4 protein-coding genes are annotated in these 12,859 nt (G+C 39.0%); all 4 read left to right on the top strand.

Features of this window, described 5'->3' with window-relative positions:
* The first annotated feature begins 324 nt into the window (after positions 1-324).
* The 4 genes from QP953_RS14790 (at position 325) to QP953_RS14775 (ending at position 12,830) form a co-directional block, all read left to right on the top strand.
* Positions 325-621 (top strand): hypothetical protein, encoded by a 297-nt coding sequence (locus QP953_RS14790; protein ID WP_309551555.1) that lies wholly within the window; start codon positions 325-327, stop codon positions 619-621.
* A 485-nt stretch (positions 622-1,106) separates the two neighbouring features.
* The gene (locus QP953_RS14785; protein WP_309551553.1) at positions 1,107-4,817 is read left to right on the top strand and encodes a T9SS-dependent M36 family metallopeptidase; all 3,711 of its coding nucleotides are present in this window, start codon (positions 1,107-1,109) and stop codon (positions 4,815-4,817) included.
* Positions 4,818-5,093: 276 nt separating this feature from the next.
* The gene (locus QP953_RS14780; protein WP_309551551.1) at positions 5,094-8,840 is read left to right on the top strand and encodes a T9SS-dependent M36 family metallopeptidase; all 3,747 of its coding nucleotides are present in this window, start codon (positions 5,094-5,096) and stop codon (positions 8,838-8,840) included.
* A gap of 225 nt (positions 8,841-9,065) precedes the next feature.
* Positions 9,066-12,830: a T9SS-dependent M36 family metallopeptidase gene (locus QP953_RS14775; RefSeq protein ID WP_309551550.1), complete on the top strand. Its 3,765-nt coding sequence runs from the start codon at positions 9,066-9,068 to the stop codon at positions 12,828-12,830.
* The last annotated feature ends 29 nt before the right edge of the window (positions 12,831-12,859 follow it).

Here is a 12,859-nt window from a genome sequence, read left to right as displayed (position 1 = left end):
ATATTGCGTATTGAATCTACGCAAAAGACTGACAACTGTAAATGTAGCAGATTATAGAGGAATAAGCAATTATTTACGCAAATAAATTAAACAATCTATTATTTTAGTATAAAAGTGATAGTTTTTATCTCTTTTTTAGAACACTTGTCTCTGATTTGAATTGTACATTAATTTAAAATGTACTTTAAGTTAAATAGGAATTAAATTTCTTTTCCTCTCTCTATTTATTTTTTTTTACATTCTCTCAACCCATGAATCAATAATTAACTGCATTGCTAAGTAAATAAAACTACCTAACTAATTACTAACAAGACAATAATTTTCATGGAACAACTATATATGATCGAATTTGAGTTGTTGAATGCTTTTACAAAAGAGTTTACTGACAACATTCCACATCAACGAGTTTTTGTCAATTCATTTATAGAAAAAGGCATTATAAAATCGTACACCTTGGCATTGAACCGTTCTAAGCTTTGGATGGTCGCTAAAGCAGACAATGAATTTGAAATTATGACCTTGATCAATCAACTACCACTGACTGAATTCATGATACCTTCGATTTCACCACTAATGTTTCACCATACAAAGGAACGAAAACGCACTTTTTCTCTAAACTAAAGACAACCTTTCTAGAACCCCTTATTATAAAGTTCTCATTGATTACTTTTTTTACATTTTTGCCCAAAACATAAAAACCTCAAAAAAAAGGTTTCTAAATTTCTATTCCTTTCTCTTTGAGTCTCTTTTTTTGTCATTTTTTTTGCTTTTAAGTATTTATTTAATAGAGTTTAATATAAAAAAGGTATTTCTATCAAACTGTTTTTATAATAGATATAATATTGAGTCTTTGGAGAACAATTTCACTTTGTCATATTCCTATCAAATAATTTGGATTCCTTTTTTATCCCCCTATAAACACGTACTTTGAGCAACACAACAAATTCATATTAACGAGTTCCTTACTTTACATATACGATCTACAAATTATGTCGTTTTCATGAAGTCAACTTTAGTCAAGTTGATCAATGTTCAATTGGGTAAATATTTACAACAACTCAGAAAACGATGTTAATTCAATAGATCGTATAAATTTATATCTCAACATGAAAGTACTACAAATTGCACTATTGTACCTATTAGGAAGCACCTCTCTTTTTGCCCAGAGTTCATCAGAAATCATTCAAGCATTTTTAGAACAAAAACAACAAGAACTTCACCTTACCTCTGAAGACATCACAGGATGGACAGTTACTAACCATCACAAATCTAAGCAAAGTGGCGCTATACATGTTTATATACGGCAAATGCATCAAGGTATTCCTGTTTTTAATGGAGTAGCCAACTTTGCGCTCAAAGATGGTAAAGTCTTTAGCATGGGGAATAGATTAGTAGATCATATTGCTCAAAATAGTAACTACACAACACCTACAATCTCTCCCCAACAAGCCATTCACTTAGCAGCCAAGGCATTAAATTTGCCTAAACCGACAGGATTAAAAACGATTGACGCCTTAAGCAATAAACACTTCATTTACAACAGCGGTAATATTTCACTAGAAAACATCCCTGTTCAACTAATGTATTATTCAACAACAACAGGAGCCATTCGATTAGTTTGGGACTTATCAATTTATACCTTAGATGCTGCTCACTGGTGGTCAGTACGTCTTGATGCTCAAACAGGTGATTTATTAGATCAAAACGATTGGGTAACCCATTGCCGTTTCGACAACTCGCCTTTTAGCAAATGCAAGCATCATACACATCAACCGCAATCTTACCAAGCACCAGAAAAAATGTTGGCTCCAAACCAATATACAGTTTTTGCTTTGCCTACCGAAAGTCCTTCACATGGAACTCGATCTATTGTTACGGCTCCTTCCGACACTGCTGCTTCTCCTTTCGGTTGGCACGATACCGATGGCAATATTGGTGCTGAATATACAATTACAAGAGGGAACAATGTGTATGCCTATGAAGATACTTCCGATACCAATAGTCCTGGCTATAGTCCTGATGGTGGCTCTATTTTAGAATTTAACTTCCCTTACACCAATGGAGCTCAACCTCCAACGTATATAGATGCCGCTGTTACAAACCTCTTTTATATGAATAATATGATGCATGATATTTGGTATCGTTATGGGTTTGATGAAGCTAGTGGCAATTTTCAACAAAACAACTACAATAATGGTGGATTAGCAGGAGACTATGTTCGTGCAGAAACCCAAGATGGTAGTGGAATCAACAATGCGAACTTCGCCACTCCTCCAGATGGGTTACGCCCTAGAATGCAAATGTATATTTGGCCATTTAGTAGTAATACTGGGCATTTTTTAACCATCAATAGCCCAAGCAATCTAGCTGGTACTTATATGGCTTCAAGTGCAGCCTTTGGTCCTGAACTTCCTGCTATTCCAATCACGGCAGATCTTGTTGTATTAGAAGATGCTGTATCTCCAACCAATGATGGTTGTGACAGTATCGTCAATGCAGCACAATTAAATGGAAAAATTGTACTAATAGACCAAGGTACTTGTAGTTTTGCAGAGAAAGTTTTGGCAGCACAAAATGCTGGTGCAGTTGCCGTTGTTATTGTCAATAACCTAGGCTTTCTTTTTGTAATGGGCGGTACCCCTAGTAGTCCTATCACAATTCCTTCGATTATGATTTTGCCATCTAGTGCGAATCCTATCAAAACAGAACTCCTCTCTGGTCCAGTTTCTGGTTCTATTGATAATGCTGGCATTAGTGACAAGGACAGTGACTTAGATAATGGAATCATCGCACATGAATATGGTCATGGTATCTCAACTCGTCTTACTGGAGGAGGAAGCAACTCAGGATGTTTACACAATGCAGAACAAATGGGTGAAGGATGGAGCGACTGGTTTGGTCTCATGTTGACCTTAGAACCTGGTGATCAGGGCACAGATATTAGAGGTATTGGCACTTATGTCAAAGGAGAACCCAATACAGGACCTGGTATTCGTCCTGCACCTTATTCTACTGATTTTGCTGTCAATCCATATACTTATGGCAATTCTAATAATGCTAGTGCAATTTCTCAACCTCATGGCGTTGGGTTTATATTTGCTACTGCTCTTTGGGATTTGAACTGGGCTTTGATTGATTTTTATGGCGGTACGCCTGACCCAGATGTGTACAATGGTACAGGAGGAAATAATATTGCTATGAATTTAATTATTGAAGGATTAAAATTACAACCTTGTAGCCCTGGTATGATTGATGGTCGAGATGCTATCTTACAAGCAGATCAATTGTTATACAATGGCGCACATGAATGCCTTATTTGGGAAGTTTTTGCCAAGCGGGGCTTTGGTTTTAGTGCCAATCAAGGAAGTTCTGCTAGTCGAGTAGATCAAACGGAAGCATTTGATCTTTCCCCTGTTTGTATGATTGCCGCAGCTCCACCAATTGCAGCATTTACACCTAGTTCATTAAATAGTTGTGTTTCTATAATTTCATTTACAGATTCTAGCACCTCCACTCCTCAACAATGGTTGTGGGACTTTGGCGACGGTGCTACCTCTAACCAACAGAATCCATCTCATGCTTATATCTCAGATGGTGTTTATGATGTTCAATTGATTGTTACCAATAATATGGGCAGTGATACGATGACACAACAAATTACAATCACATTACCGCCCGCTCCAATTGCGATTGGCGATGAAGTATGCCCAGGAGATACAGCTATGTTAGTCGCTACAGGCAGTGGAACTATTCAATGGAAAGATATGACTAATACGATTATTCAACAAGGAGATACATTATGGGTTCCTAATGTTGGCTCTATCCGAAGATACTACGCAGAAAATCTAACAGGCACTCCCTCTCAATTTATTGGTGCTCCAGATAGCTCTATTGGTATGGCTACGCTAGACAACTCTCCTTATGGTGCTTTAAATTTCAGAGCTGATCAAGCTTTAGAAATTGTTTCTACGTGGGTGTATGCCGAAGGAGACGGTGTACGAACCTTTCTCTTAGCAAAAGACGAAAATACAACGGGAACTGTTCCAACAACTGTTATAGATGATGCCACTGTATTTTTGCGTGCAGGATGGCAAGAAGTGTTGCTTAATTTATCTGTTCCTGATTCTGGAAATTATAATTTAGGAAGTGAAACACCCGATCTCTATATCAACACAACAGGCGCTTCTTACCCGTACACTATTCCTGGTTTAATATCAATCAATAGCAGTTCTTCTTCAAGTGCACCAAACGATAGTTATTATTATTTTTATAACCTACAAGTTAGGGAACCGCGCTGTGTGTCTCCTCAAGATACAGCATTTGCTATTCCAGTATCTAGTTACTTCACCTATACAAATACCAACAATACATTTACTTTTTCAGACGGATCTTCTGGGGCGACTTCTTGGTTTTGGGATTTTGGTGATGGAACAACATCTACACAGCAAAACCCTGTACACACTTACCCCAACGGAAATGCTTATACAGTGTCGTTAACAATCAATGGTGATGCTTGTACTTCGACTCAAATTATCAATGGCATTTTAGGTGTTCGTACTCCCAACCAAGCGATGCCAATGGTTACTTTGCTTCCAAATCCCGCTAGTGGCTGGGCTACGTTGCGCCTAAATCAAGCTGCATCAGAAGACTTGACAGTACAAATTTCAAGCATTGAAGGCAAGGTGCTTCAAACAGCGACTTTAAAAAGAGGTCTGACAGAATTCACAATGAACATAGAACAATTGCCTAGTGCAGTGTACATCGTGTCGATTTATGGCTTGAACTTCTCTGAAGTAAGAAAATTAATTAAAGAATAAAATACCTTGGGCAAAAGTCCATCATAATACATTTCCAACCAATCCCTACTGTTGAAAAGTCAACAGTAGGGATTTCCTTTTTTCCAAAACTAAGGTTTCACAAAACAATCCCCCTTAACTTTTTGTAAAATTTTAGCCATATATTTTCTATTTACCCAATTGATAATTTCAATCAAGTGAGTTTTTGCCAAATAAAAATGTATTTTCACAACATCTCCCCGTAATACACCAATCTGATATTTTTTTTACAGTACAACAAATTCAATTGTTACTATTATGAAACAACTCGCCTTTATGCTACTGAGTTTTTTGCTCAGTACAGCAACGCTTCATGCTCAAAACACTTCTACGGTTATTCAACAATTTCTAGACAAAAATCACAAAGAACAAAACTTAACTTCTCAAGACATCCTTCATTGGAGTATAACTAGTCATCATACTTCAAGTACTAGTGGTGTAACACATGTCTACATACAGCAAGAGCATCAGGGAATACCTGTATCCAACGGAATAGCAAATTTTGCTTTGAAAGATAGTAAAGTTCTTAGCATGGGAAATCGCCTAATAACTAGACTTTCTCAAAAGGCTAACTACACAACTCCAACCATTAACCCAGTTCAGGCCATTCAGCTTGCTGCCAAACAATTGGAATTAAAAACACCAACAGCTCTAAAAGCTCTAGAACCTATCAGCAAGCATCATTTTATATACAATACAGGAGGCATTTCAAAAGAAAACATTCCCGTACGATTAATGTATCATGCTAGCTCTGATGATGAGGTAAAATTGGTTTGGGACTTATCCATTTACACGTTAGACGCAGCACATTGGTGGTCGGTACGAATAGATGCCCAAACAGGTATTTTGATTGATAAAAACGATTGGGTCATTCACTGCAATTTCGTTCATTCCCCATTTTCAAAATGCCATAATAAAAACCATAACACCTTTTTGAAACCACCAACTAATTTTAGTGCGCCTGAAACAATGCTGCAGCCTGATCAATATACTGTGTTTGCACTGCCTTTAGAAAGCCCCAGTCATGGAACTCGTTCGATTGTAACCAATCCTGCCGATACGCTTGCTTCGCCATATGGTTGGCATGACACCAATGGGGCAAATGGAGCAGAGTATACCATCACAAGAGGAAACAATGTTTATGCTTATGAGGATGCTGCTGATAATAACGCTCCAGGTTTTAGTCCTGATGGAACCAATGTTTTGGAGTTCAATTTTCCTTATAATGCAACAGCCAATCCTAGCACTTATCAACCTGCTGCCATCACCAATCTATTTTACATGAACAACATGATGCACGATATTTGGTATCGTTATGGTTTTGATGAAGCAGGTGGTAATTTTCAGTTCAACAACTATGGGCGTGGAGGCATAGCCGACGACCAAGTTTTGGCAGAAGCCCAAGATGGTGGTGGAACAAACAACGCCAACTTTGCAACACCTCCAGATGGCGGAAACCCAAGAATGCAAATGTACCTATGGAACAGTGCAGGTGGCAGCGGCGGCAATTATTTGGATGTCAATAGCCCTTCAGGCATCGCTGGTAGTTACAATGCAGCTGATGCCTCCTTTGGTCCTGGACTTCCAACAACTCCTATTACCGCTGATTTAGCTTTGATAGAAGACAATACCGCCCCTATTAACGATGGCTGCGAAACAGTTACGAATGCCGCTTCTTTGTCAGGAAAAATTGTGGTTATTGATCGTGGAAACTGTTCTTTTGTTGCTAAAGTTGAAGCTGCACAAAATGCGGGCGCTGTTGCTGCTATTATTGTGAACAATGTAGCAGGTGCTCCTTTCCAAATGGGAGGAGCTAGCAACACTATTACCATTCCATCCATTATGATTGAGCAAAATGATGGCAATGCCATTAAAGCACAAATGGCAGCAGGAATTGTTAACGCAACCATTAGCAATGGAGGGACACCTAGTAATGTAAAAGATGGAGATTTGGACAATGGGATCATTGCTCATGAATATGGGCATGGTATTTCAACTCGTCTAACAGGTGGCGCTAACAATGCCAACTGTTTGAGCAACGCAGAACAAATGGGAGAAGGCTGGAGCGATTGGTTTGGTTTAATGTTAACCATTGAGCCTGGCGATTTGGGCGCTGATGTCCGTGGTATTGGAACTTACGCATCCAATCAACCTGTAACAGGACAAGGCATTCGACCTGCGCCTTACTCCACAGATTTTGCTGTCAATCCCTATACTTATGGTGCATCTAATAATGCGGGTCAAATATCAGAACCGCATGGGGTAGGATTTATCTTTGCTACAGTGCTTTGGGATTTAACATGGGCACTAATTGACCAATATGGTGGTATCCCTGATCCTGATTTATACAATGGAACAGGAGGCAATAATATTGCTATGAACTTAGTGATCGAAGGTTTAAAACTACAACCTTGCAATCCAGGTATGATTGATGGACGAGATGCTATTCTACAAGCCGACCAATTATTGTACAATGGTGCACACAGATGTTTAATTTGGGGCGTTTTTGCTAAGAGAGGTTTTGGATATAGCGCGGATCAAGGAAGTCCAGCAAGCCGCTCTGACCAAACAGAGGCCTTTGATTTGCCTCCTATTTGTCAAACAGCAACTGCTCCGCCTGTGGCTGCATTTAGTCCCAATAGCAACAATGCTTGTATTACTACTATTTCTTTTACAGATAATAGTACGGATATACCTCAATCTTGGGCATGGGATTTTGGAGACGGCAATACATCTACCATACAAAATCCTACACATACCTATAGTGCTAGTGGTGTCTATACTGTAAAACTAGTTGTCACCAATACAGTAGGCATGGACTCTACCACTCAACAAGTAACTATTGCCTTGCCTCCTACTCCTGTTGTTAATAATATTGAAGTTTGTGCAGGAGATACCGCTTTTGTTCCTGCAACAGTTACAGGAGTGGCGCAGTGGAAAAACATAGCCAATAACATTGTTTACATTGGTGATACATTGGCGGTACCTAATGTTGGTTCTACTCAAACTTATTATGTTGAAAATGCGGTTGGCGCAGCTTCTCAATATGTTGGTCCTAGTGATAATACGATTGGAGCGGGTGGCTATCATGCTTCGGCTTATCACGGAGCATTAAACTTTACAGCCAATCAAAGTTTCGAAATTGTCTCTGCGTGGGTAGACGCAGACGGTGCCGGTCCTCGTACATTCTATCTAGCCAACGGTACAAACAATGACGGAACGCCTCCTAGTGGCAATGGTATCGTAGACCAAGTCACTGTAAACTTGGCAGATGGTGTTCAACGTGTCAACTTAAATTTGATGGTACCTGCTGCTGGTAATTATAATATAGGTGGTAATAATGTCAATTTATACAGAAATAGTAGTGGAGCCAGTTTCCCTTATACTTTGGGAGGATATATGACCATCAACAATTCCTCGGCAACGACCAATCCTACTGGTTATTATTACTATCTATACGATTTTGAAGTGCGAGAGCCTCAATGTATCTCTGCCCTAGACACCGTTACCATCACTCCAGTTGTTAGTAACTTCTCTTATACCAATAACAATAATATTGTCAGTTTTACAGATGCATCTATTGGGGCAACAAGCTGGTTTTGGGATTTTGGAGATAACACGACTTCTACTCAGCAAAACCCTACACATACATACGCAACCGCAGGCTCTTACACAATCACACTAACCATTAACAACGGAGCTTGTACCAGTACACAAACGTTTTCAGTTATTGTTGGCATCAATCAAACCAACACTCAACGACTCAATATTTCCTTACTACCCAATCCAACGAGTGGGTTAGCTAGCATCCTACTAAACAAAGCCGCTAAAGAGGATTTGAATGTTTTGATAACGGATATGAGTGGTAAGACCATCCAAACAAGTTTAATTAAAACAGGGCAGAGTCATCTAGATTTAAATTTATCGGAACTCCCTGCTGCTGTCTATTTGGTGCAAATTAAAGGTGAACATTTTTCAGAAATCAGAAAATTAGTGCTTCAATAATCCCCCCTTTTTACAAGGACACAACTACAAGCCGCCTCTTTTATGCTAAGGGGTGGCTTTTTATATGTAAAAGTCAAGTATTATTTGTTCATTTTAAGTAAAAAAAAACGAATTATTTAATTTTTTCTTAAGTCATAATCCACATCTTCTCGCTTTTCACCAAACAAAAATGTATTTTTACATGCTGCGTTCCCCTATTATAATAAAGTATATAGTTTTTTACGTATGAAATTTACCTTCCTTGTTATACTCAACTTATGGTTCCTCGTTCCTATAATAGCACAGCATCCCCAAATCATTATTCAAGATTTTTTGGAAACACATGCTGTTGAACAGAAGTTGCACCCTTCGGACATTTCTAACTGGCAAATAACAGATATGCACACATCTAGTGCCAGCAACGCAACTCATGTTTATATACAACAAACACACCTAGACATTCCCATTTCAAACGGGCTTGCTAACTTTGTCCTAAAAGAAAACAAAGTGCTCTACATGAACAATCGCTTAATAAACAATGTTCATCAAAAGGTAACTCAAACAGTTCCCACGGTTTCTGCTTCACAAGCAATTCAATTAGCCGCCCAGTATTTGCAAATGGACAGTCTTGAAACACTACATAAAATAAAAACAATTCATTCTACGCATTTCATTTATGACAAAGGCAATATTTCTAGAAAAAATATTCCTGTTCGTTTGATGTACACAGCTACTACCGACACAGAAATCAAATTAGTATGGGACTTGTCTATTTACACCTTAGATGCTAAACATTATTGGTCCCTACAAATTGATGCCCAGCAAGGGACTCTAGTTGCCCAAAACGATTGGGTTTCTCATTGCAGTTTTGCACATCGTTCTTCTTCTTCTTCTTGCACCAATCATCCTACAAATATCACCAGACCTTCAACACCACAAGGCACTTTTGCTGATTTAGAAATGCAGCCCGATCAATATACCGTTTTCCCGCTTCCTATTGAAAGCCCCATTCACGGAAGCCGTTACCTTGTTTCTAATCCCGCAGATATTCTAGCTTCGCCTTATGGATGGCACGATACAAATGCCATCGCAGGTCCTGAATACACCATTACTAGAGGAAATAATGTTTATGCTTATGAAGACACCAACAATAACAATTTACCAGGTTTTAGCCCTAATGGAAATAGCTCTCTAGAATTTAATTTTCCTTATAACCCAGGCACACACCCAAGTACCTATCAATCTGCTGCTATTAGTAATCTTTTTTATACCAACAATATGATGCATGACATTTGGTATAACTATGGTTTTGACGAAGCATCTGGAAATTTTCAAAACAACAATTATGGACGAGGAGGAAGTCTTGCATTGGACGGAGACGAACTTTTAGCAGAAGCACAAGATAGTGCCAATATGAACAACGCTAGTTTTATGACGCCTCCAGATGGAAGCAAACCTAGAATGCAACTTTTTTTATGGAATAGCACAGGAAGTAGTTTAGGAAATTATTTAACGATTAATACTCCTTCTAATATAGCAGGAAATTATACAGCAGCAGGGGCTACTTTTGGTTCTGGTTTGCCTCAAACAGCAATCGTAGCTAACTTAGTTCTAGTCGAGGACAACCTTCCTCCGATCCACGATGCCTGTGGAACCATTATGAATTCAGCTGCTTTGTTTGGAAAAATTGCTCTTATAGATCTTGGGGGTTGTAACCTAACAGATAAGATTGAAGCTGTCGAAAACGCAGGGGCTATTGCTGTTGTTGTTATAAACAATACGTCTGGTCCCCCTTTCCAAATGCTTGGTACCAATACCAACATAAGTATTCCATCCATTATGATTAGCCAAAACGATGGCATTGTCATAAAAAATGAACTTGTCAATAGTACGACCATCAATGCCTCTATAAGCAACAATGGTACGAACAACAATCTTAGAGACAGTGATTTTGATAATGGAATTATTGTTCACGAATATGGCCATGGCATTTCGAAGCGTTTAACAGGAGGCGCTAGTAATGTTAATTGCTTGACGAATCCAGAACAAACAGGCGAAGGTTGGAGCGATTGGTTTGCTCTTGTCTTAACCATTGAGCCAGGAGATCAAGGCGAAGATTCTAGAGGCTTTGGCACCTATGTCTCCAATCAAGTCTCTACAGGTTCAGGATTACGCCCAGCACCTTATTCCACAGATTTTGCTGTCAATCCATATACCTATGGCGCTTCTAATAACACCACTCAAATTTCAGCACCACATGGCACAGGTTTTATTTTTGCCACCGTATTATGGGACTTAACATGGGCTTTAATTGATGCGTATGGAGGGGTACCTGATCCCGACTTGTATCATGGCAATGGGGGCAACAACATAGCCATGCTCTTAGCCATGGAAGCATTAAAAATTCAGCCTTGCAATGCGGGTATGCTTGATGGTCGAGATGCTATTTTGAAAGCAGATTCCATTCTATATGGTGGTGCTCATAATTGCCTAATTTGGAATGTTTTTGCCAAGAGAGGCTTTGGATATAGTGCAGAGCAGGGTTCTGTTTTTAATCGTTCTGATCAAATCGAAGCCTTTGATTTGCCTATCAACTGTCAGGTAGTAACCACAGCACCTACGGCAGCCTTTAGTACCAACAGTGTTTTTTCTTGTAAACCGACCATTTCATTTTTTGATAATAGTACTGATGTACCTCAATTTTGGTTTTGGGACTTTGGAGATGGGTATACTTCTACTGCTCAAAATCCTGTCCATTCTTATCAGAATAGTGGCTCCTATATTATTAAATTAATTGTCTCGAATGGAATGGGGGCAGACTCTACTACTCGACAGGTTACTCTTAGCAATCTTCCTCCTACTCCCTCTGTAGATGATATAGAACTTTGCTTGGGAGATACGGCTGTTATTGCTACCTCTGTTTTAGGGATAGTCTATTGGAAAGACAGTGCCCATCGAGTCATTCATATTGGTGACACATTAACCGTTCCTAATGTTGGGCAAACGCAAACTTACTATGTGGAAAACGGTAGAAATGTCTTCCCATTCACTACTGGGCGTTCGTACAATACAGGAATTGGAACGTACCATTCTAGTCCCTATTTTGGAGCACTTAATTTTAGAGCCAGTCGAAGTTTTGAAATTGTTTCTGCGTGGGTAGATGCAGATGGTGCTGGTCCTCGAACCTTTTACCTCGTTAAGGGAACAAATCACGATGGGGCAATTCCTACCCCCAACTCCATTGTTGACCAAGTCACCATCAATTTAGCGAATGGAGGGCAACGAATAAATTTAGATTTTTTAGTTCCTGAAAGTGGTTATTACTATATCGGTGGCAATAATGTAGATTTGTATCGACATGAGTCCAATTCAAATTATCCTTATGTCCAAAATGGCTATATGAGTATCAATAGTTCTTCAGCCAACAACGGGGATTCCTTGAGCTATTATTACTATTTTTATGATATAGAAATTCGAGGTCCTCAATGCATTTCTACGTTGGATACGGTTACGATTACACCGATAACTAGTTTATTTTCCTACACCGATAATGGTGGCGGGGTATTTAATTTCAATGACCTTTCCTCAGATGCTAATAACTGGCTATGGGATTTTGGAGACAATACTACTTCTACCCAACAAAACCCTACACATACTTATAATAGTTCAGGTAACTATACCGTTCGCCTAAGTGTAAACAACGGTGCTTGCACAAGTACTCAAGTCATTTCTGTAATAGTTGGTTTGCAACCTATTTCTCAAAAAAAATGGGGATTCAAAATCTTGCCTAATCCAACAGAAGGACTAGCACAAATTCTTTTGGACAAACCACTGGACGAAGATTTGGAAGTTAAAATAATGCACCTTGCTGGCAAACATATCCAAAGTTTCAACATACCTAGTGGTGCTTTGGAACTCAGCTTGGATTTGTCACCCCTTCCCAATGCTGTTTATTTGGTTCAAATTCGAGGAAACGAATTTGTAGAAGTTCGAAAATTGATCGTAAAATAACCAATACTGTCAAGCACTCAACTGCCATC

Origin of the sequence: Aureispira sp. CCB-E, assembly GCF_031326345.1 — a bacterium.
Lineage (GTDB): Bacteria > Bacteroidota > Bacteroidia > Chitinophagales > Saprospiraceae > Aureispira.
This window is presented reverse-complemented; position numbering and strand designations above follow the sequence as displayed.

Coding starts and splice junctions, on each gene's coding strand:
- QP953_RS14790 (WP_309551555.1), top strand. CDS start 325: ATGGAACAACTATATATGATCGAATTTGAGTTGTTGAATGCTTTTACA.
- QP953_RS14785 (WP_309551553.1), top strand. CDS start 1,107: ATGAAAGTACTACAAATTGCACTATTGTACCTATTAGGAAGCACCTCT.
- QP953_RS14780 (WP_309551551.1), top strand. CDS start 5,094: ATGAAACAACTCGCCTTTATGCTACTGAGTTTTTTGCTCAGTACAGCA.
- QP953_RS14775 (WP_309551550.1), top strand. CDS start 9,066: ATGAAATTTACCTTCCTTGTTATACTCAACTTATGGTTCCTCGTTCCT.